Annotated in this window: 20 protein-coding genes and 2 tRNA genes; 10 read left to right on the top strand and 12 right to left on the bottom strand. The window is 69.6% G+C overall.

The features are described from left to right. Positions 1-16 precede the first annotated feature (16 nt). The 3 genes from ST3T6A_RS0109230 to ST3T6A_RS0109220 all read right to left on the bottom strand — a co-directional run bounded on the left by ST3T6A_RS0109230 (position 17) and on the right by ST3T6A_RS0109220 (position 2,541). The gene (locus tag ST3T6A_RS0109230; RefSeq protein ID WP_083937445.1) at positions 17-1,324 is read right to left on the bottom strand and encodes a sensor histidine kinase; all 1,308 of its coding nucleotides are present in this window, start codon (positions 1,322-1,324) and stop codon (positions 17-19) included. A 154-nt stretch (positions 1,325-1,478) separates the two neighbouring features. After that, complete coding sequence (locus ST3T6A_RS0109225) at positions 1,479-2,153, bottom strand: response regulator transcription factor (protein ID WP_019832628.1); 675 nt, start codon at positions 2,151-2,153, stop codon at positions 1,479-1,481. A 91-nt stretch (positions 2,154-2,244) separates the two neighbouring features. Beyond that, positions 2,245-2,541 (bottom strand): hypothetical protein, encoded by a 297-nt coding sequence (locus ST3T6A_RS0109220; protein WP_026359561.1) that lies wholly within the window; start codon positions 2,539-2,541, stop codon positions 2,245-2,247. Between the two features lie 147 nt (positions 2,542-2,688). Between ST3T6A_RS0109220 and ST3T6A_RS0109215 the strand changes: the two genes are divergently transcribed. From ST3T6A_RS0109215 to ST3T6A_RS0109205, 3 genes are all read left to right on the top strand, one after another. Beyond that, entirely contained in the window at positions 2,689-4,470 is a 1,782-nt protein-coding gene (locus tag ST3T6A_RS0109215; protein ID WP_019832626.1) for an ABC-F family ATP-binding cassette domain-containing protein, read from the top strand. Between the two features lie 76 nt (positions 4,471-4,546). Further along, positions 4,547-4,623: transfer RNA gene (locus ST3T6A_RS0109210), tRNA-Arg, on the top strand. 181 nt (positions 4,624-4,804) lie between these two features. Continuing rightward, positions 4,805-5,482 (top strand): hypothetical protein, encoded by a 678-nt coding sequence (locus ST3T6A_RS0109205; protein ID WP_019832625.1) that lies wholly within the window; start codon positions 4,805-4,807, stop codon positions 5,480-5,482. A gap of 42 nt (positions 5,483-5,524) precedes the next feature. Here the strand turns inward: ST3T6A_RS0109205 and recN are convergent, their stop codons facing one another. Next, positions 5,525-7,183, bottom strand: coding sequence for a DNA repair protein RecN (gene recN / locus ST3T6A_RS0109200; protein WP_019832624.1), 1,659 nt, complete (start codon positions 7,181-7,183; stop codon positions 5,525-5,527). Between the two features lie 80 nt (positions 7,184-7,263). Next, complete coding sequence (locus tag ST3T6A_RS19750; RefSeq protein ID WP_019832623.1) at positions 7,264-8,112, bottom strand: outer membrane protein assembly factor BamD; 849 nt, start codon at positions 8,110-8,112, stop codon at positions 7,264-7,266. A 127-nt stretch (positions 8,113-8,239) separates the two neighbouring features. On the opposite strand from ST3T6A_RS19750, the gene ST3T6A_RS0109190 reads away from it, so the two are divergent. Continuing rightward, positions 8,240-9,406, top strand: a complete 1,167-nt coding sequence (locus ST3T6A_RS0109190) for a glycosyltransferase (RefSeq protein WP_019832622.1) — start codon at positions 8,240-8,242, stop codon at positions 9,404-9,406. Here ST3T6A_RS0109190 and ST3T6A_RS0109185 read toward each other — a convergent pair. Genes ST3T6A_RS0109185 through yajC form a run of 4 tightly spaced genes read right to left on the bottom strand, consistent with a single transcriptional unit; the run spans position 9,403 to position 12,727 of the window. Beyond that, complete coding sequence (locus ST3T6A_RS0109185) at positions 9,403-9,786, bottom strand: Mth938-like domain-containing protein (protein WP_019832621.1); 384 nt, start codon at positions 9,784-9,786, stop codon at positions 9,403-9,405. The genes ST3T6A_RS0109190 and ST3T6A_RS0109185 overlap by 4 nt on opposite strands. Positions 9,787-9,789: 3 nt before the next feature. Next, positions 9,790-10,773 (bottom strand): protein translocase subunit SecF, encoded by a 984-nt coding sequence (gene secF, locus ST3T6A_RS0109180; RefSeq protein WP_019832620.1) that lies wholly within the window; start codon positions 10,771-10,773, stop codon positions 9,790-9,792. A gap of 13 nt (positions 10,774-10,786) precedes the next feature. Continuing rightward, entirely contained in the window at positions 10,787-12,373 is a 1,587-nt protein-coding gene (secD, locus tag ST3T6A_RS0109175; protein ID WP_019832619.1) for a protein translocase subunit SecD, read from the bottom strand. A gap of 18 nt (positions 12,374-12,391) precedes the next feature. Beyond that, on the bottom strand, positions 12,392-12,727 hold the full coding sequence (yajC, locus tag ST3T6A_RS0109170; RefSeq protein ID WP_019832618.1) for a preprotein translocase subunit YajC: 336 nt from the start codon (positions 12,725-12,727) through the stop codon (positions 12,392-12,394). Between the two features lie 156 nt (positions 12,728-12,883). Between yajC and ST3T6A_RS0109165 the strand changes: the two genes are divergently transcribed. From ST3T6A_RS0109165 to ST3T6A_RS0109145, 5 genes are all read left to right on the top strand, one after another. Continuing rightward, positions 12,884-12,960, top strand: a tRNA-Pro gene (locus tag ST3T6A_RS0109165). A 179-nt stretch (positions 12,961-13,139) separates the two neighbouring features. Then, positions 13,140-13,679: a glycoside hydrolase family 108 protein gene (locus tag ST3T6A_RS0109160; RefSeq protein ID WP_019832617.1), complete on the top strand. Its 540-nt coding sequence runs from the start codon at positions 13,140-13,142 to the stop codon at positions 13,677-13,679. A gap of 1 nt (position 13,680) precedes the next feature. Continuing rightward, positions 13,681-13,968, top strand: coding sequence for a 3TM-type holin (locus ST3T6A_RS0109155; protein WP_019832616.1), 288 nt, complete (start codon positions 13,681-13,683; stop codon positions 13,966-13,968). 14 nt (positions 13,969-13,982) lie between these two features. Further along, a complete protein-coding gene (locus tag ST3T6A_RS0109150) occupies positions 13,983-14,930 on the top strand; it encodes an NAD(P)-dependent oxidoreductase (protein WP_019832615.1) in 948 nt (315 codons plus the stop codon). Positions 14,931-14,944: 14 nt separating this feature from the next. Continuing rightward, on the top strand, positions 14,945-15,505 hold the full coding sequence (locus ST3T6A_RS0109145; RefSeq protein ID WP_019832614.1) for a DNA-3-methyladenine glycosylase I: 561 nt from the start codon (positions 14,945-14,947) through the stop codon (positions 15,503-15,505). Here ST3T6A_RS0109145 and ST3T6A_RS0109140 read toward each other — a convergent pair. The 3 genes from ST3T6A_RS0109140 to ST3T6A_RS0109130 all read right to left on the bottom strand — a co-directional run bounded on the left by ST3T6A_RS0109140 (position 15,502) and on the right by ST3T6A_RS0109130 (position 20,334). Further along, positions 15,502-16,215: a DsbA family protein gene (locus tag ST3T6A_RS0109140; protein WP_019832613.1), complete on the bottom strand. Its 714-nt coding sequence runs from the start codon at positions 16,213-16,215 to the stop codon at positions 15,502-15,504. The two genes, ST3T6A_RS0109145 and ST3T6A_RS0109140, sit on opposite strands and share 4 nt — an antisense overlap. Further along, positions 16,212-17,591, bottom strand: coding sequence for a M48 family metalloprotease (locus tag ST3T6A_RS0109135; RefSeq protein ID WP_019832612.1), 1,380 nt, complete (start codon positions 17,589-17,591; stop codon positions 16,212-16,214). Before ST3T6A_RS0109135 ends, ST3T6A_RS0109140 begins: the two co-directional genes overlap by 4 nt. Positions 17,592-17,685: 94 nt before the next feature. Further along, on the bottom strand, positions 17,686-20,334 hold the full coding sequence (locus tag ST3T6A_RS0109130) for an Rne/Rng family ribonuclease (protein WP_019832611.1): 2,649 nt from the start codon (positions 20,332-20,334) through the stop codon (positions 17,686-17,688). 400 nt (positions 20,335-20,734) lie between these two features. On the opposite strand from ST3T6A_RS0109130, the gene ST3T6A_RS0109125 reads away from it, so the two are divergent. After that, positions 20,735-21,016, top strand: coding sequence for an acylphosphatase (locus tag ST3T6A_RS0109125; protein ID WP_019832610.1), 282 nt, complete (start codon positions 20,735-20,737; stop codon positions 21,014-21,016). Positions 21,017-21,018: the final 2 nt, after the last annotated feature.

Below are 21,018 nucleotides of genomic sequence, written 5' to 3'. Positions count from 1 at the left end.
CCTGAATGATCGCCCGTCAGGCGCTGAGCGGCAGGCTGAGCCGGACGAGCAGCCCGCCCAGATCCTCACTCTCTTCCAGCGCCACGCTGCCGCCGTAGATTTCCGCCACGTCGCGCACGATGGCGAGGCCGAGGCCGGTGCCGGGCTTGCCGGTGTCGAGCCGGGCGCCGCGCTCGAAGATCTTCTCGCGCTCCGCCTCGGGGATGCCGCGCCCGTCATCCTCGACCAGGATCTCGACCCGCTCGTCCTGCTGCTGCACGGTCACGAACACGCGGCCGCCGCCATATTTGGCGGCATTCTCGATGAGGTTGCCGAGCAGCTCGTCGAGATCCTGCCGCTCCACCCTGACCGCGAGGCCGCGCGTGCCGTCGAGGTCGATCACCACCTCGGGGAAGAGCCGGTCGACCGCATGGCTGACGGCGGTGAGCGAGGTCCAGACGTCCGCGCGGCTCTGCGCGGAACCGCGCCGGCCGACGGCGCGCGCGCGGGCGAGGTGGTGGTCCACCTGCCGGCGCATCGTCCGCGCCTCGCGCATCACCGTCTGGGGCAAGTCTGGCGCGCCAGCTGTCACGGCGTTCATCACGACGGTCAACGGGGTCTTCAGCGCGTGGGCGAGATTGCCGGCGTGGGTGCGCGCCTCCTCGGCCTGCTTCTCGTTGTGCGCGAGCAGGTCGTTCAGCTCCTCCACCATCGGGCGGATCTCGAGCGGCAGCGCCACGTCGACCCGCGCCGCGCGGCCCGACCGCACCGCCGCGATCGCGAGCCGCACCCGGCGCAACGGCCACAGGCCATAGACGATCTGGAGCGCCGACAGCAGGATAAGGCCGAGCCCGAGGATGGCGAAGCTGCGGATCATCGTCCGGCGCAGCACCTTGATCTGCCCGTCGAGCACGTCGCGGCTCTGCGCGACCTGGAAACGCCATGTCACCGACGATCCCGGCAGCTTCACGTCCCGCTCGACCACGCGCAGCGGCTCGTCGCGGAACTGCTGGCTGTCATAGGCGTGGACGTCGGGATAGGCGTGGGCCAGGTCGACGGCGAGCGTCTGGTCCCACAGCGAGCGCGACGGGAAGGCGTCGTGCCCCCGGCCGGACACCTGCCAGTAGAGGCCCGAATAAGGCTCCAGGAATCGCTGATCGGCGAGCGGGCGGCTGAACCGCACCTCCCCGTCCGGCCCGATCTCCGACTGGAGGATCATCGAGTTCAGCACATATTGGAGCGAATCGTCGAAATTCCGCGTGATCGCGCCGGTCAGCACCCGGTCCAGCGCCACGTCGCCGCCGGCCAGCAGCAGCATGATCCACAGCGCCGCCATGCCGATCATGCGGCGGGTGAGCGACCCCGTGATCCGCGCGCTGCCCCGCCACTCCCGCCCGTGCGGGCGCAGGAAGGCGAGGATGCGCAGCATGTTGAGCGGGCCGATCCACCAGCGCTCGCGCCGGCGGACCTCGCCGGCGGGCGCCGCGTCCGGGCCGGCCTCAGGCGTTGGCGGGGTCGGACTCTTCAAGGCTGTAGCCCAGCCCCCGGATGGTGGTGATGATGTCGGTGCCGAGCTTCTTGCGGATGCGCGTCACGAACACCTCGATGGTGTTGGAGTCGCGATCGAAGTCCTGATCGTAGATATGCTCGATCAGCTCGGTGCGGCTCACCACCTTGCCCTTGTGGTGCATGAGGTAGCTGAGCAGCTTGTATTCCTGCGCGGTGAGCTTCACCGGCTCGCCCGCCTTCGTCACCTTGCCCGAGCGCGTGTCGAGGCGGACGTCGCCCGCCACCAGCTCCGACGAGGCATTGCCCGAGGCACGGCGGATCAGCGCGCGCAGGCGGGCGATCAGCTCCTCGGTCTGGAACGGCTTGGCGAGATAGTCGTCGGCGCCGGCATCGAGGCCCGCCACCTTGTCCGACCAGCTATCCCGCGCGGTCAGTACGAGGACAGGCATGTCGCGCCCTTCCTTGCGCCAGCGGTCGAGCACGGTCAGCCCGTCGATCTCGGGCAGGCCCAGATCGAGGATGATCGCGTCATAGCTTTCGGTGGAGCCGAGATAGTGCCCGTCCTCGCCGTCGGTCGCGAGATCGACGGCATAACCCGCACCCTCCAGCGTGGCCCGGAGCTGCCGCCCGAGCGTGGGTTCGTCCTCGACGACGAGAATGCGCATGTGCCTGGGCCTTTCCCTGTTCTCTGCCGCCTATCTGACGCGGCGAAGATGAACGGGCAAGCAACGAGTGGGTTGCGTCGCCAGAAAGCCCTCAGCGGGGCGAACGTCCGACCTCGCGGCCGGTGCGGCCGTCCACGTCGACCCAGCTCACCGAGCCGTCGCGCATGAACTTCAGCCGGTAATTGCCCGAGCCAGCATCATAGTCCGATCCGAGATAGTCGTAGCCGCGCATCCCATGCTGCCATTGCTGCTGGATATCGCGCAGGGGGCGGGCGCCCTCGCGCATCGCCTCGCGCGCCCGATACTGGTCGGGCGGACGGCGCGGGCCGGCATCGGCGGCCGACAGGCCGACGACGAGCAAAGGCACACACAACAGATACCGTCTCATCCGCATGGGGCTCGCATAGCCATCAAGGCTTGAACAAGCCGTGAATGCAGAGCCCATATTGTGGCGGGCGCCATTCTCGACGGGCTGTGGCCATGGCGCATCGCATGGCTACCATTTCGGCGCGTCATGCCCTAGCTCAGCGCCATCATGGCTGCACCCGTTCTTTCCTATGAAGACCTTGGCGTCGTCCAGGGCTCCGGCTGGCTTTTCCGGCATCTCGACATCCACATCGGCCAGCGCGACCGCCTCGCGCTGATCGGCCGCAACGGCGCCGGCAAGACGACCTTGCTCAAGCTGCTCGCCGGCAAGATCGATTCGGACGAGGGCCGCCGCACCATCGTGCCCGGCACGCGCGTCATCCTGCTGGAGCAGGAGCCGGCGATGGCGGGCTTCGCGACCTTGCGCGACTACGCCCTCTCCGCCCCCGACGCGCCGCTGCCGCACGAGGTGGAGGCGATCGCCGACCAGCTCGGCATCGATCTCGATCGCCCGGCCGACACCGCGTCCGGCGGCGAGCGCCGCCGCGCCGCGATCTGCCGCGCGCTGGCGCAGGAGCCCGACGTCATCCTGCTCGACGAGCCGACCAACCATCTCGACCTCGCCGCGATCGAGTGGCTGGAGGAGTGGCTGGCGCGCTTCACCGGCGCCTTCGTCGTCATCAGCCACGACCGCGCCTTCCTCACCCGCCTCACCCGCCAGACGCTCTGGCTGGACCGCGGCGGCGTGCGCCGCGCCGAGATCGGCTATGGCGGCTTCGAAGCCTGGACCGAGCAGGTCTATGCCGAGGAGGAGCGCAACGCCCAGCGCCTCGACGCGAAACTAAAGCTCGAAGAGCATTGGCTCCAGCGCGGCGTGACGGCGCGCCGCCGCCGCAACCAGGGCCGCCTCGCCAAGCTGATGGAGATGCGTGCCGCGCGGAAGGCGATGGTCGGTCCGCAGGGCACCGCCGCGCTCGCCACCGCGACCGACGACGCGCGCTCGAAGACGGTGATCGACGCCAAGGGCGTGACCAAGCGCTTCGGCGAGCGCACCATCATCAAGGACTTCACGCTCCGCGTGCAGCGCGGCGACCGCATCGGCATCGTCGGCGCCAATGGCGCGGGCAAGTCGACACTGCTCAAGCTGCTCACCGGCGAAATCCAGCCTGACGAGGGCAGCATCGTGCAGGCCAAGACGCTCAACGGCGTCGTCATCGATCAGCAGCGCAAGCTGATGGCGCCCGAGAAGCGCGTCCGCGACGTGCTCGCCGACGGCGGCGACTGGATCGACGTGCTCGGCATCAAGAAGCATGTGCAGGGCTATCTGAAGGAGTTCCTGTTCGATCCCTCGATCGCCGAGGCGAAGATCGGTTCGCTGTCCGGCGGCGAGCGCTCGCGCCTGCTGCTGGCGCGCGAGTTTGCCCGTGCGTCCAACCTGCTGGTGCTCGACGAGCCGACCAACGATCTCGACATGGAGACGCTGGACCTGCTGCAGGAGGTGATCTCGGACTATGACGGCACCGTCCTGATCGTCAGCCACGACCGCGACTTCCTTGACCGCACCGTGACGATCACACTCGGCCTCGACGGCTCGGGCAAGGTTGATGTGGTGGCCGGCGGCTATGAGGATTGGGTGCGCCAGCGCGCGCCCAAGGCGGAGCCAAAGAAGGCCGCCTCCAAGGCCGAGACGCCCGCCGCCGCCCCGCCGCCGAAGAAATCCAAGCTCAGCTACAAGGACCAGCGCGACTTCGACCTGTTACCGGGCGAGATCGAGAAGCTGGAGGCCGCGATCGCGCGCGACGAGGCGGCGCTGGCCGACCCCGATCTCTTCGCCAGGGACCCCAAGCGATTCGACGCGCTGATGAAGGCGATCGAGACCGCGCGCGAGAAGAAGGACGCCGCCGAGATGCGCTGGCTGGAGCTGGCCGAAATGGCGGAAAATCTGGGCTGAGCGAGAATTTTGGGGCGGACGGTGACAAAAGGGTTGCAGTCCGCCCCCAGCCGATCTAACAGCCCGCCTCCAATGCGCGCCCGTAGCTCAGCTGGATAGAGCATCAGACTACGAATCTGAGGGTCGGACGTTCGAATCGTTCCGGGCGCACCAATTTCTCCCATGACTTGAACGGCCCCTCGGCGTGACGCGAACGGATGCGCCACGGCCGCTCCCGCGCAAATAAACGCTGCGCCCGCCCAAGCCGATCGATATCGTCCGCTCCCCAAGGGAGGCACCGGTGCGGCCGCACGGCGTTCTCCTTGGGGAGGATCGGCAGCCCGCGGAGAAGCCGTTGCGCAATATCGATTTCACCTCATGGCAGAGCCTGCTCGCCACCCTGCTCGGATTGGTGCTGGTGACCCTGCTCGGGGTCGGCATCCGGCTGGTGATGATGGTCACCATCCAGCAACGCCGCGAGCGCATGAACCGGCAGATCAATGAGAGGCTCCGCACGCTCATCGCTGCCTACAAGACGCTGGGCGGCTCCTTCACCGGCAACCTGATGGTCGATCCCCGCCATCTGCGCGACCTGCGCGAAGCCCCCGGCGGCGCCACGGGGACCGTCGACCTTTCGGAGCAGTCCGAGCGCGGCCGGCGCATCCGGGATACGGTCGAGGCGGCGCTGGCCGATATCCTGCTGCTCGGCACGGAGGAGCATGTGCGCCTGGCGGAGCACGCCGCCCGCGAACTCGTCGCCGGCCGACAGGTGCCGACGCAGCCACTGGTCGTCTCGCTGCGCGACTTCATTCGCCATGCGCTCGATCTCGATCCGATTCCGGCCGGCCTCGCCATTCCCGTCCAGGGCCCTTCGCGCCAGCTCGGGTCCGGCCGCGGCAAGGGCGAAAGCGGCGGGGGTGGCGCCGGCAAAGGCGGCGGCGGTGGCATGGGATTGGGCGCCGGCATGGGGATGGGGGGCGGATTGGGCACCGGCCACTCCCATGAAGACGACACACCCGATCATCACGGCTGAGGGCGCGGTATTCCGGGTCCGGGGGAACTCCCCCCGCCTCCCTCAGGCCACCAGCAGCCGCCCCGCCTGCGCGCGCGCTTCGTCGGTGACTTCGGCGCCGGACAGCATCCGCGCGATCTCCTCGCGCCGCTCGGTCGCGTCGAGGAGGCGGACACCGGTGCGCGTGACGGTGCCGTCATGGCTCTTGGCGATGAGGAGCTGCCTGTCGGCGCGCGCCGCCACCTGCGGGCTGTGCGTCACCACCAGCAACTGCGCCTTCGCCGACAGCCGCGCCAGCCGGTCTCCGATCGCGGAGGCCACCGCGCCGCCGACGCCCCGGTCGATCTCGTCGAAGATCATCGTCCGCGCGCCTGCCGCCTCGGCCAGCGACACCTTGAGCGCCAGGATGAAGCGCGACAGCTCGCCGCCGGACGCGATCTTGGCCAGCGGCGCGAAGGGCGCGCCCGGATTGGTCGAGATCAGGAATTCCACCCGATCACGCCCTTCGGCGCTCCACTGGCCCTCGGGCAGCCGCTCGATCGCGGTGCGGAAGCGCGCGGCGTCGAGCTTGAGCGGCGCCAGCTCCTCCGCCACCGCCCGATCGAGCCGACCCGCCGCCTCATGCCGCGCGGCGGACAGCGCGCCCGCTTCCTCCTCATAGGCCGCGCGAGCGGCCTTCACGGCCTTCTCCAACGTCGCGAGGCCCTCGCCCCCTGCCTCGATGCGGGCGAGCCTTTCGGACAGTTCCTCGACCAGCGCGGGCAGTTCGTCGGGCTGGACGCGATGCTTGCGGGCAACCCCGCGCAGATCGAACAGCCGCGTCTCGATCCGGTCGAGCCGCTCGGGATCGAAGGCGAGCGCCTGCGCCGCCGCCTCCAGCGCCTCCTCGGCCTCGGCCGCCTCGATCACGGCACGGTCGAGCGCGGCCAGCGCGGAGGCCAGCGCCTCATGCTCGTGCGCCACTCGGTCGAGCCGCCGCGCCGCCTGCCGCAGCGCCGCCAGCGCGCCCTCCGAGCCATCGAGATGCTGCGAGACACCGGCCATATCCTCGGCCAGCCGCGCGCCCTTCTGCATGGCGGCGCGCTCCCCGGCGAGCGCCTCCTCCTCGCCCGGCTCGGGCGCCAGCGTGGTCAGCTCGCGGACCGCATGGTCGAGCCATTCGCGATCCCGCTCGGCGCCTTCGAGATCGGCTCGCGCCTGCGCCAGCTCGGCCTCGGCGGCGCGCCAGCGGGCGTGGGCCTGGCCAAGCGGCCCGGTGTCGAAGCGGCCGAAGGCGTCCAGCAGCGCGCGATGCCCGCGCGCGTTCAGCAGGCCGCGATCGTCATGCTGTCCGTGGATCTCGACCAGCCGGCCGCCCAGTTCGCGCAGCAACGCGGCGGAGGCGGGCTGGTCGTTGATGCTGGCGCGGCTGCCACCGTCTGCCTTGACGATGCGCCGCACGATCAGTGGTTCGCCGGGCTCGCCCGTCAGTCCGTTCTCGGCGAGGAGTGCGGCGACGACCGCATCGTCACCCGCATCGAAGCTGGCGGTGACGACCGCCTGCGACGCGCCATGGCGCACCAGCCCGCTATCCGCCCGCTGGCCGAGCACCAACCCCAGCGCATCGAGCAGGATCGACTTGCCCGCCCCCGTCTCGCCGGTGAGCGCGCCCAGACCCGCTGTGAAATCGAGGTCCAGCGCCTCGATCAGCACGACGTCGCGGATGGCGAGACGGATCAGCATGGCCCTTCTCTACGCGATCATCGCGCAGATGAGAACAGGCCATGAACAAAAAGCATCGGCAGGCGCTCGCCCGCCGTGCCTCACTGGCCCTTCTTGTCCTTGCGATGCTTCGCCTTGGGCTCATGCTTGCCGTGGCGGCCCACCGTCTCGGGGGCCTTCTTGGTGATGAGCGTGTAGGCGCGCTGATACCATTTGGAGCCGGGATAGTTGTTGCCCAGCACCGCGGCGGCCTTCTCCGCCTCCACCGGCACGCCCAGCGCCAGATAGGATTCGGTCAGGCGCTCCAGCGCCTCGGGAACGTGGGTGGTGGTCTGATATTTGTCGATCACGACGCGGAAACGGATGATCGCCGCCAGCCACTGGCCACGCCGCTCATAGAAACGGCCGATCTCCATCTCCTTGCCGGCGAGGTGATCGTTGACGAGGTCGGTCTTGAGACGCGCATCGGCTGCGTAGCGCGAATCCGGATAGCGGCGGATCAGCTCGCCCAAGGCGTCGAGCGCCTGCTGGGTGATCTTCTGGTCGCGGGTGACGTCGTTGATCTGCTCATAATAGTCGATGGCGATCAGATAATAGGCGTAAGGCGCGTCGCGGTTGCCGGGGTGGATCGACAGGAAGCGCTGGGCGGACGAGATCGAGGCGTTGTAGTCGCGCGCCAGATAATAGCTGTAGGCGCTCATCAGCTCGGCGCGGCGCGCCCAGATCGAATAAGGATGCTGGCGCTCCACCTCGTCGAAGAGCTGGGCGGCGATCTTGTACTGGCGCCGGTCCAGGCGGTCGCGGGCCAGCGTGTAGAGCGTATCGACGTCGCGGGCGATGAAGCGCGTATCCGCCTTCTTCTTGCCGCCGCCGGCACAGCTGGCGAGGGGCGCAAAGGCGATCGCGGCGAGCGCGGCGAGGAGGAGCGGGCGGGAGGCGGAACGCAGCATGACGATGCTCTTAGCGGCTCGATCCGGATGAGGGAAGCGGCCCGGATGATGGCCCGCTGGCGATGCCGGGACAGTTTCGCTTCCGGCCTGAATGCGCTCTTAACAGTTTGATGGCACAAGGCGAGCCATGTTGCGCGTGCTGACCCTCTCCACCCTGTTCCCCGACGAGACACGGCCGACCTTCGGCGTGTTCGTCGAGCGGCAGACGCTGGGCCTCGCAGGCCTGCCCGGCGTGGAGGTGGAAGTGGTGGCACCAGTGGGCCTGCCGCCGGGCCCCCTCGCCCGCCATCCGCGCTGGAGCGCGCTCGCGACGCTGCCGATGGGCGAGATGTGGAAAGGCCTTCCCCTCCACCGCCCGCGCTTCACCGCGGTGCCGGGGCTGGGCGGCTTCAATCCGGGTGCGATGGTGCGCGCGCTCACCCCGTTCCTGACCGAGATGCGCCGGCGCTTCCCCTTCGACGTGATCGACGCGGAGTTCTTCTTCCCCGACGGCCCGGCCGCGACCCGGCTGGGCGAGGCGCTGGGCGTGCCCGTCTCGATCAAGGCGCGCGGGGCCGATATCCACCATTGGGGCCGCCAGCGCTGGACGCGCGGGCAGGTCGCGGATGCCGGGCGCGACGCCGCGGGGATGCTCGCGGTGAGCGCGGCGCTGCGCAACGACATGGTGGCGCTGGGCCTGCCGGGCGAGCGCATCCGCATCCATTATACCGGCGTCGACCTCGCCCGCTTCCGCCCCGCGGCGGACCGGGAGGCCGCCAAGGCTGCTCTGGGCGTCTCGGGGCCACTGTTGCTGTCGGTGGGGGCGCTGATCCCGCGCAAGGGCCATGCGCTCGTCATCGAGGCGCTGGCGCGGCTTCCGCGCGGCACGCTGATGATCGTGGGGCAAGGCCCCGAGCGCGCCGCGCTGGAGGCGCTGGTGGCCGCGCGAGGGCTGAACGAGCGGGTGAAGCTGCTCGGCCCGCGCCCGCATGAGACGCTGCCCGCCCTCGCCGCGGCGGCCGATGTCGGCGTGCTGGTCTCCGCGTCGGAGGGGCTCGCCAATGCCTGGGTCGAATCGCTCGCCTGCGGCACGCCGGTGGTCATCAGCGACGTGGGCGGCGCGCGGGAGCTGGTGGACCGGCCCGCCGCCGGGCGAATCGTGGCGCGCGATCCGGCCGCGATCGCGGCGGCCGTGGCGGAACTGATCGCCTTTCCGCCGGACCCGGCGGCGGTGCGCGCGGCGGCCGAGCGCTTCACATGGGATGCGAACGCGCTGGCGCTGCGCGATCATCTCGCGGGGCTGACGGGGCGCTAGCGATCCAGCCGCATCAGCGCGGCGACGATCTCGCGGCCCTCGGCGCGCAGCACGCCCCAGGCATGGGCGGCGGCGCGGCTGTCCATCACTTCGAGCCCGATGCCCTTCGCCTCCAGCGCGGCGACGAAGGCCGGCGACGGACGGCGCAGCGCCGCCCCGGTGCCGAGCAGCAGAAATTCGGCCGTCGGCTCATGGGCCAGCAGCGGCGCGATGGCGTCGAGGTCGAGCGCCTCGATCGCGGGCGCCTGCCACTCCACCGCCGTCTCCGGGGTGAGCAGCGCGCCGTCGGCGAAGACCTGCTCGTCGATCCGGAAGCCGCCGCCGGAGAAGCCGCGGATGGCGGGCCCTGCGGCGACGGGATCGGGGGAGAATTTCGCCATGTCTTACGGCTTCGGCGCGATCCGCTCGGCGCGGTCGCGGCTGGCCTTCTTCTTGTCGGTCGCCGCCGCCATCTGGCGGAAGCGGGACTTGTCGAGGCCGAGCGAGATCAGCAGGGAGGACGAGACGTAGATCGACGAATAGGTGCCGACCACGACGCCCAGGATCATCGCCGCCGTGAAGCCGCGCAGCACTTCGCCGCCGAACAGCAGCAGCGAGGTCAGCGCCAGGATGATCGTGAGCGAGGTCATCACGGTACGCGGCAGCGTCTCGTTGACCGAGAGGTCGATCAGCTCGCCGAGCGGCATCTGGCGATATTTGCGCATATTCTCGCGGATGCGGTCGTCGATCACGATCTTGTCGTTGATCGAGTAGCCGATGATCGTCAGCACCGCCGCGACGATGTTGAGGTCGAACTCCAGCCGGGTCAGCGCGAAGAAGCCCAGCGTCATCAGCACGTCGTGGAAGATCGACACGAAGGTCGCCACGCCGAACTGCCATTCGAAGCGGAAGATGCCGAACAGGGCGATGCCGAACACGGCGAGGAACACCGCCAGCACGCCGTTGCGGATCAGCTCGCCCGACACCTTGCCCGAGACGGTCTCGACCTGGTTGAAGGTCACGCTCGGATAGTCGGCCTTGAGCGCCGCCTCGACCTTGTTGACCAGCGCGTTGTTGGCGCCCTCGTCGGTGGAGTGCGGCAGCGGCAGGCGGATCGACACGGTGTTCTTCGCGCCGAACTGCTGGAGCTGGGCGGTGCCGACGCCGAGGCCGTCCACCTTGTGGCGCACCGCGTCGAGCGGGGCGTCACCGGCGAACTTCGCCTCGATCATCAGGCCGCCGACGAAGTCGACGCCGAAGTTGAGGCCGCGCACCCCGACCAGCACGCCGGCCGCGATGGTGAGCAGCAGGGTGAGCCCGAAGGCCCAGCCGCGCAGCTTCACGAAGCCGATATTGGTGTTGTCGGGAACGATCTTGAGCAGGCGCATGGTTCGGGTCGCCTCAGATATGGATGGCTTGCGGGCGCGCGCGGCGGAGCCAGATCGCGACCATCATGCGCGTGAACAGCACGGCCGTGAACACCGACGTCGCGATGCCGAGCAGCAGCACCACGGCAAAGCCCTTCACCGGGCCGGAGCCCAGGATGAGCATGATGAGCCCCGAGATGGCGTGCGTCACGTTCGCCTCGAAGATGGTGCGGCTGGCCTCGGTATAGCCCAGCTCGACCGCCTGCACGACACTGCGCCCGCGCCGCCGCTCCTCGCGGATGCGCTCGTTGATCAGCACGTTGGCGTCCACCGCCGTGCCGATCGTCAACACGAAGCCTGCGATGCCCGGCAGCGTCAGCGTCGCGTTCAGCAGCGCCATGGCGCCGAGGATCACGAACACGTTGATGATGACGGCGAGGTTCGCATAGACGCCGAAGCGGCCGTAGGTGACGAGCATGAAGATCACCACGGCGGCCACCGCGATCGCCGAGGCGACGATGCCCGCGTGGATCGAGTCCTGGCCGAGGCCGGGGCCGACGGTGCGCTCTTCCACGGTCTTCAGCGTCACCGGCAGCGCGCCCGACTGGAGCGAGATCGCCAGCGCCTGCGCCGACTGGACGGTGAAGCCGCCATGGATCGACGCGCTGCCGCCGAGGATCGGCTCGTCGATGCGCGGCGCCGAGAGCACCACGTTATCAAGGATGATCGCGAAGGGCTTGCCGACATTCTGCTGCGTCGTCTCCGCGAAGGAGCGCGCGCCGCGGCTGTTGAAGCCGATCGAGACGATGGCCTCGTTGTTCTGGTCGTAATCCTGCTTGGCGGTCTTGAGGTCCGCGCCGGTGATGATCGCCTGACGGAAGACGGCGACCGGCGCGCCATTCTCGTAGCGCAGGATCTGGTCGCCGACCGGCGCCTGACCGGCCGCCACCTTGGCGGGATCGGCCTGCGTGTCGACGAGCTTGAATTCGAGCTTGGCGGTCTTGCCGATCAGCGCCTTCAGCGCGGCGGGGTCGCCCTCGCCCGGCACCTCGACGAGGATGCGGTCGGCGCCCTGCTGCGCGATCGTCGGCTCCTTGGTGCCGAGCGCGTCGATACGCTTGCGGACGATGTCGGTCGCGCCGGACATTGCCTGCTTCACGAACTGGTCGATGCCGCCCTTGGTCGGCGTCATGACGATGCGGGTCGAATCGACGACGCGCACATCCCAATCGCGCTGGCCGGTCGAGCCGACCGGCGACGTCAGCGTGCGGACCTTCTCCACCGCCGCGTCGACCTGCGCGGGATCGCGCACGAAGAAACTCAGCGAGCCGTTCGCGGTCGAGATGTCGCCGATCTCGACCTGCGGGCTCATCCGCCGCATCTCGCCGCGGATCGTGTCCTGCATCGCGGCGAGGCGCGTCTTGGCGACGTCGGCCGTGTCCGCCTCGAGCAGGATGTGGCTCCCGCCGGCCAGATCGAGGCCGTAATTGATGCGCGGCGCGAAGCCGAGACCCAGCTTATTCGCCGTCGTCTCGGGAATGAAGCTCGGCACGGCGAACAGGATGCCGATCAGCAGCACCCCGATGATCGAAGCAATCTTCCAGCGCGGGAAATCGAGCATGGCCCCCTCAGCCCCCCCTCAATCGTTCGCTGGCTTGGTCGTCCCGCGCACCTCGGTGAGCGTGGACTTGATCGCGCGGACGCGGACGTTGGGCGCGAGTTCGACCTCCACCTCGTCACCCTCGACCTTGGTGATGCGGCCGACCAGGCCGCCGCCGGTGACGACCACGTCGCCCTTCTTGGCACCGTCGATCATCGCCTTGTGCTGCTTGGCGCGCGCCTGCTGCGGGCGGATGAGCAGGAAATAGAAGATCACCACCATCAGGACGATGGGAATGAAACCGGAATAGGCCGCAAAACCGGACGCGCCGGGCGCGGAGCCTACAGTCTGGGCATAAGCTGGGGACGAGAACATCGTGCGGTTCGGCCTGGCTGGGGCGCTCGTTCGGATACGAAAAGCAGCCCATGTGGAGGGCGGGCGCCTACCATGCCGCTGCCGCCCCATGCAAGGCGCGCCTGTTTTGCCCGCTTGCCAAGCGCGCGGCGGTCGCCTAATGGCCGCCGCCTAGGTCGGGGCGTGGCGCAGCCTGGTAGCGCATTAGACTGGGGGTCTAAGGGTCGCAGGTTCGAATCCTGTCGCCCCGACCATCTTCCCTGAACGGACCCCAGTCTCCCTTCGTGATCGCCGACTCGCGATCGCCCCCGTCGGCGATTCGCCCCGCGAAATCGGCTACTTGGCGGGCATCGGGTGCGTTCCGGCAAAATCCATTTTCCTACACGAACCTATCTGGTTATATGAATCAGCTCCATCTTCGAGGAGCAGGTTCATGGACGCCAGCGATCTCATCGACGAGCTGATCCAGCGCGAGGGCGGCTACAGCGCACGCGCCGCCGACAAGGGCGGGCCGACTCGCTTCGGGATCAGTGAGGCCGTCGCCCGCGCACATGGCTACAGGGGCGACATGGCGAAGCTCCCCCCCGACACCGCCGCCGCCATCTATCGCGCCGATTACTGGACGAAGCCCGGACTCGACCGGGTCGCCGACCTCGCGCCCGACGTCGCAGCCGAGCTGTTCGATACCGGCGTCAACATGGGCACGGGCACGGCGGCCGGCTTTCTCCGCAGGGCGCTGAACGCGCTCAACCGCAGCGGCGCGGATTATGCCGACATCCCCGCCTCGGGCGCGGTCGACACCGCCACGCTCGGCGCGCTGAAAGCCTTTCTCCGCACGCGCGGTCCGGCGGCCGGGACGGTGCTGGTGAAGGCGCTCGATGCGCTCCAGGGCGCACGCTACATCGCGCTCGCCGAGACGCGGCCCGCCGACGAGGCCTTCCTCTATGGCTGGCTCGTCAACCGGGTTGGCTGAGATGGCCAGCACGCCCCCCGCCCCGCCGCTCGCCGAGGAGCCGTCCGCCGACCGCTTCACCAGCCGCGCGCGGCCCGCCTTCCTCTACGTGATGTACGCGCTGCTGCTCGGCGCCTTCCCGATGGCGGGGATCGCCGCCGCCCGGCCGGACATCGCCGCCCTCATGACCCGCGCCATCTCGGCCTATCTCGCCGCCATCCCCGAACCGCTCTATGCCCTCTTCGGAACCGGCTATCTCGGCTACACCGTGGCGCGGACATGGGGGAAGGCGGTCGGCGCGGAGAAATGAGAGAGGCGTCATACGTGTCAACTTCGTCAATTTCGGCCGACAAACCCGTCATCCTCGTCGCCGCCCCCGTGCTCGCCCGTGTGCTGCCGCTGCTGGCGGCGCACTATGAGGTGCTCCCGCTCTGGGAGGAGAGCAGCCATGCCCGCATCGCCGAGGCGCGCGCGCTGGTGGTGATCGGGGAGACGCCGCTCGATACGGCGCTGGTCGAGCAAATGCCGAACCTCGGCCTGATCGCCTGCTTCACGGTCGGCTATGACGGCATCGACGTGGAGTGGGCGAAGGCGCGCGGCCTTGCCGTCACCCACGCGCCCGGCGCCAATGACGAGGATGTCGCCGATCATGCGATCGGGCTGATCCTCGGCCACCGCCGCCAGATCGTCGCCGGGGACCGGATGGTGCGCGCCGGGACGTGGGACCCGCATCAGCGCGCCTTCACCCGCTCGCTCGCCGGCGCGAAGCTCGGCATCGTAGGGTTGGGCGACATCGGCGTCGCGGTCGCGCGGCGGGCGGAGGCGATGCGGATGCGGATCGGCTGGTGGGGGCCGAACCCCAAGCCCGAGGCGGAATGGCCGCGTGCCGACAGCCTCGTCGCGCTCGCCCATGAAAGCGACATCCTCGTCGTCGCGGCGCGAGCCCATGCGGGCAATGCGGGGCTGATCTCGGCCGAGGCGATCGAGGCGCTGGGGCCGGAGGGTCTGCTGGTCAACATCGCGCGCGGGAGCCTCGTCGACGAGGACGCACTGATCGCGGCGCTGAAGGACGGCCGCCTCGGCGGCGCGGCGCTCGACGTGTTCGAGACCGAGCCGACACCCGCGGCGCGCTGGGCCGACGTGCCCCGCACCGTCTTCACGCCCCACACCGCCGGCTCCACGCAGGACGCCGTGCAGCGCATGGTGGGGATGCTGTTCGCCAACCTCGCCGCCTTCTTCGCGGGCGAGCCGCTCAAGACGCCTGCCGCCTGACATCGGGAGACCCCATGACCCACGACCATCATCGCTGCGCCTGGGCCGGAAACGATCCGCAGATGCGCGCCTATCACGACACCGAATGGGGCGTGCCCGAGCGCGATTCGCGCGCGCTGTGGGAGAAGCTGATGCTCGACGGATTTCAGGCCGGGCTCGCGTGGATCACCGTGCTGCGCAAGCGCGAGGCGTTCCGCGCGGGCTTCGCGGGTTTCGATCCCGAGGCCGTGGCGCGCTTCGGCGAGGCGGACATCGCCCGCCTGCTCGGCGACGCCGGCATCATCCGCTCGCGCGCCAAGATCGAGGCGACCATCGGCGGCGCGCGCGCCTTCCTCGCCATGCGCGACAGGGGCGAGGATTTCTCCGCCTTCTGCTGGTCCTTCACCGACGGCAAGCCGCTCGTGGGCGACGGTCATGTGGTGCCCGCGAAGACCGCGCTTTCCGAGACGGTCTCCAAGGCGCTCAAGGCGCGCGGCTTCAAGTTCGTCGGGCCGACGATCGTCTACGCGTGGATGCAGGCGACCGGCATCGTCAACGACCATGCCGCCCACTGCTTCCGGCGCGAAGCCGTCTAGGCCTTGCGCGCCGCCCGCGTCTTGGCGACCGCTTCCTTCAGCCCGTCATAGCCGACCGCGCCGTTGAGCATCGTGTCGCCGACCACGAAGGTGGGCGTGCCGGACAGGCGGAGGCTGCGGGCGAGATCCAGATTGCCCTCGATCTCGCGGGCGATGGCGGGGCTGTCGGCCGCCTTCGCATCGAGGCCGACGCTGCCCGCCGCGCGGTCGATCTTGGCGTCGTCGAGCGCGCCCTCGCCGTAGAGCGCATGGTGATAGGCCGCGAACTTGCCCGCCTGCGCGGCGACGAGGCTCATCCGCGCCGCGCGGTCACTGTAGGCGGAGAGGATCGGCAATTCCTTGTAGACGACGCGGATGTTCGGATCGGCCGCGATCAGCCTGTCCACATCCGCCACGCTCGCCCGGCAATAGCCGCAGGCATAGTCGAAATATTCGACCAGCGTGACGTCGCCCTTGGGGTTGCCCGCCACCGCGCCGGGGAAAGGCGTCTCGATCGCGCCGCGGTGCGCGGCGATCAGGGTGGCGGTCTGCTTGTCCTGCAGACGCTCCATCGCCTCGGGGATCACCTCGGGATGCTCGAGCAGATAGGTGCGCACATACGCGCCCTGATCGGGCGCCTTGCGCAGGTCGAGCCCGTGCATCGCCGCCACCGCCGCGATCGCGCCCACGGCCGCCGCCGCGCCGCCGCCGGCGATATTCTTCCAGTTCATTTGTGTCGGGTCCTGCTGTCCAGATTGTTGCGCGCGGTCACCGCGATGTCCTCGGCGCGCAGATAGTCGGGCGTGCCCTGCGGAATGCCGCGCAGCGCGGTCTCCGCATTGGCGCGGGCGAGTGTGTCGTTGCCGTCCATCGCATAGCGCTCGGCCGTCGCGAGCGCGGCATGGGGCTCGTCGCCGCGGCGCGCATAGACGGTGCCGAGCGCATACCAGGCGAGCGGGTCCTCGCGATCCCGGTCGACGGAGAGCTTGAGCACTTTCTCCGCCTCGGCGAAATATTTGGGATCGTCGGTGGCGAGCAGCGCGTGGCCGAGCAGAGCCGAGATGAGCGGCGCGCTCCCCGACTGGGCGACCGCGATCCGAAGCGGCGCGAGCGCTTCCTTCGGGTGGCCGTTCTCCAGCAGGATCTGGCCCTTCAGCTCGTTGAAATAGGGATCGAGCGGCGCGGTGCGCAGCAGCGCATCCGCCTCGAAGTCGGCGCGATCGGGATAGGCCGCGCGGTGCCACGCATAAGCGCGGGCATAGTGGGCGGGGACCGACTGGTCGCTTTCCGGGAACTTGCGGAGCGTCACGTCCGGGTCCTGCACATAGCCGGCGAGCTTCGCCTTGATGCGCAGGAAGCGCGCCTGCTTGGCCGGATCGATCGGCGCGTTCCACCAGGGCGACTTGCGGAGGTCCGCCTCCAGTGCCTGCTGGCGGTCGGCGGTCATCGGATGGGTCTGGGCGTAGGGGTCGATGTCGGCATAGCTCGGCGACAGGCGATATTCCTCCTGCCGGAGCTTGCCGAAGAAGCTAATCATGCCCTTGCCGGAAAGATGCGCCTCGTTGAGATGCCGCACCGCCGAGGCGTCGGCGCTGCCCTCCTGCCCACGGCTGAAGGCGAGATAATTGCTCTGCGCGACCGTCGTGCCCGCGCCGAGCACCGCCATGCCGGCATCCGGCGCGCCCGCCGCCACCGCCGCCACGCCGAGCAGCAGCGACAGGAGCGCGATGCGGCCGGCCGGCCGCGCGCCCTCGCCGTTGCGGACGATATGGCCGCCCTCGATATGGCCGAGTTCGTGGGCGATCACGCCCTCGATCTCGTTGGCGTTGTCGGCGGCCTCGATCAGGCCGGACTGGATGTAGATGATCTGCCCGCCCGCCACGAAGGCGTTGATCTCGGGGTCCTGGATCAGGACGATCTGGAGCGCGCCCGGCGCGAGGCCCGCCGATTTGGCCAGCGGTTCGGAGATATCCTTGAGGAAGGTCTCCGTCTCGGTGTCGCGCAGGATCTGCGGGGCGGCCTGCGCCAGCACCGGCTGCGCGCCCACCGTGAAGGCGAGCAGCAGCAGCGTCCAGAATCGCGCGAGACGGGAGAAGGCGGCGGCCATGCCCCCTCCTCGTGCGCGGCCGCTGAACCCGCGCTGAAAGCGGGTCCACCGGGCGCGCGACAGGGAGAAGGCATGGCCGCTCATGCCGCCCGGCTCAGTTGCCGAAGGTGCGCTGCCACCAGCCGCGACGCGGAGCCTCGCCCTCGCCCTCGCCCGCCGGCTCGGCCTGAGTGGCCTCGTCATTGGCGGGCTCGGCCGGCGCGGCCTCCTCGGCCACCGGGGCCTCGGCGGCGGGTACCGCCTTCTTGCGGGTGCGGCGCGGCTTCGGCGCAGGCGCTTCCTCGGCGACGACCGGCTCGGCCGCGGCCTCGGCCGGCTCGGCCTTCTTGCGCGGGGCGCGGCGCTTCTTCGGCGCGGGCGCTTCCTCGGCGGCGGGCTCCGCCACCGGCTCGGGCGCGGCGGCCGGTTCGGCAGCCACCGGGGCCTCCTCCGCCGCGCGGGCGCGCGGACGGCGGCGGCTCTTCGGCTTGGCCTCGGCCGAGGCTTCCGGCTCCGGCGCGCTCACCGGCGTCGCCTCGACGGGCTCGGCCTGCGCCAGCACCTCGGGAGTCACCTCCGCCACGTCGGTCGCGGCCGGGCCGACATCGCCGGCGTCGATGATGAGCGCCTCGCCACCCTCGCGACGGCGACCGCCGCGACGGCCGCGACGACGGCGACGGCCGCCCTCGCGCGGATGCTCGCCGTTGGCCTCGGCCTCGACCGTCTCGACGGCCTCGTCCTCGGCAGCGGCTTCCTCGCCTTCCTCGGCCTCGTCATGCTCGGCCTCGGTGCCCTGCGGCTCCGCGCCATTCTCCTCGCGACGACCGCCACGGCGGCGGCGGCGACGGCGGCGGCGGCCACCCTCGCGGCCTTCGCCCTCGGCGCGCTCGCCACGCTCCTCGGCGGCCTCCTCGGCCTCCACCTCGATCTCGTCCTCGTCTTCCTCGATCTCGTCGATGAAGTCGTCGGGTTCGGGCTCGGGTAGCGGCGCCAGCTTCGGCATCTGCGCCGGCGGCGGGCCGGAGATGTCCACCGTCATGCGCGCGCCCTCGTCATGATGATCGGGCATCACGTCGATCTCGACGCCGTAGCGCTCCTCGATCTCCATGATCTCGGCGCGCTTGCGGTTGAGCACGTAGATCGTCGCCTCGCGGCTGGCGCGCAGCGTGAGCTGCGTGCCACGGCCACGCGCGGCCGCCTCTTCGAGCAGACGAAGGGCAGACAAACCGGCCGACGAAGCGGTGCGGACGAAGCCGGTGCCCTCGCAATGCGGGCAGATGCGGGTGGAGGCCTCCAGCACGCCGGTGCGCAGGCGCTGGCGGCTCATCTCCATCAGGCCGAAGGACGAGATGCGGCCGACCTGGATGCGGGCGCGGTCGTTCTTGAGCGCCTCCTTCATCGCCTTCTCGACCTTACGGATGTTCGATCCGTTCTCCATGTCGATGAAGTCGATGACGACGAGGCCGGCCATGTCGCGCAGGCGGAGCTGGCGGGCGATCTCGTGCGCGGCCTCGAGGTTGGTCGCGGTCGCGGTCTGCTCGATATTGTGCTCGCGCGTCGAGCGGCCCGAGTTGATGTCGATCGAGACGAGCGCCTCGGTCGGGTTGATGACCAGATAACCGCCCGACTTGAGCTGCACGACCGGCTGGTACATCGCGGTGAGCTGATCCTCGACGCCGAAGCGCTGGAAGAGCGGAACCGGGTCCACATAGGGCCGGATCTTCTTCGCGTGGCTCGGCATAAGCAGCTTCATATATTCGCGGGCCGCGCGATAGCCGTCCTCGCCCTCGACGATCACCTCGTCGATCTCGCGGGTGTAGATGTCGCGGATGGCGCGCTTCACGAGGTTCGAATCCTCGTAGATCAGCGCCGGCGCCGACGAGGACAGCGTGTTCTCGCGGATGCCGTCCCACAGACGCGCGAGATAGTCGAAGTCGCGCTTGATCTCGACCTTGGTGCGCGACAGGCCCGCGGTGCGGACGATGCAGCCCATCGTCTTGGGAAGCTTCATCTCCGCCATGATCGACTTCAGGCGCTTGCGGTCGGCGACGTTCGAGATCTTCCGCGAGATGCCGCCACCGTGCGAGGTGTTGGGCATCAGCACGCAGTAACGGCCGGCCAGCGACAGATAGGTGGTGAGCGCCGCGCCCTTGTTGCCACGCTCTTCCTTCACGACCTGGACGAGCAGCACCTGACGGCGGCGGATGACGTCCTGGATCTTGTAGCGGCGGCGCAGATTCTGGCGGCTGCGGCGCAGCGCCTCGACATGATCGCCATCGCCGCCACGACCGGCCGAGCGCGCCGGAACGGGCTTCGCCTCGTCGCCGTCGTCATGGGCATGATCCTCGGCGGCGTCGAGCGCCTCGGGGCCGCCATCGGTGTCGAGACGCTCGATCGAGGCCTCGTCGATGTCGTGGGCGTGGTCCTCATGATCGTCGTAATCGTCGTCGTCATGATCGCCCGACAGCGCCAGCGCTTCCTCGGCCTCTTCGGCGAGGAGGGCATCACGATCCTCCTTGGGGATCTGGTAATAGTCGGGGTGGATTTCCGAGAAGGCGAGGAAGCCGTGGCGATTGCCGCCGAACTCCACGAACGCCGCCTGGAGCGACGGCTCCACGCGCGTCACCTTGGCAAGATAGATATTGCCCTTGAGCTGCTTGCGTTCGGCGGATTCGAAATCGAACTCTTCGATTCTGTTACCCTTGGCGACCGCGACCCGCGTCTCTTCGGGGTGGCGCGCGTCGATGAGCATGCGCATCGTCATGTATGATTCTCCGGGCGCGCCGGCCGCCGCGTTGGGGCAGCGGGTGCGCCGATATGCTGGAAAGCGAAAGGAAACATGGCCCGGCCGGCGCGGCGCGCCTGGGGGCCATGGAGATGAAAACAGGTGCAGAAGAGGCCGCCGTCTTCGCGTGCCGGGCCATTTCGGCCGGGCGCCCCATCCGCACGCCTGCACCCGTCGGGGTGCGGTCTGTGCGGAAAAGGATATGCGACATTGTGACGTCAACCTAAGGTGCCGGCCGCCGGAACGGCGCCGGGCTGGGGGCACGGGGCGATCGACCTCATCGAAGCCGGCCGCTCGCGCGACACCCGTCCGGAGTGCTAGCATCTGCTTGGGCGCACGGCAAGCGGCCCGCCCGCGCGGATCAGGAGACGAACGCCCCATGCCGGTCATCACCCGCCACCTCGCGATCCATGGCCGCGTGCAGGGCGTCTGCTATCGCGACTGGGCGGTGAGGACGGCCACCCTGCTCGGCATATCGGGCTGGGTGCGCAACCGGCCGGACGGCAGCGTCGAGGCGCTGGCCATGGGCGAGGCGGAGGCCGTGGAGGCCTTCATCGCCCGCTGCCGGGGCGGTCCGTCCTCGGCGCGGGTCGACGGCATCGCCATAAGTGAGGCAGCGCCCGAGCCGGTTCAAGGCTTCGAGCGCCGCCCCACTGGCTGAAC

Source organism: Sphingomonas sp. PR090111-T3T-6A, assembly GCF_000383095.1.
In the GTDB taxonomy this organism is placed as follows: Bacteria; Pseudomonadota; Alphaproteobacteria; order Sphingomonadales; family Sphingomonadaceae; genus Solisphingomonas.
The sequence above is the reverse complement of the archived record's forward strand: the minus strand, read 5'-3'. Positions and strand labels throughout refer to the sequence as shown.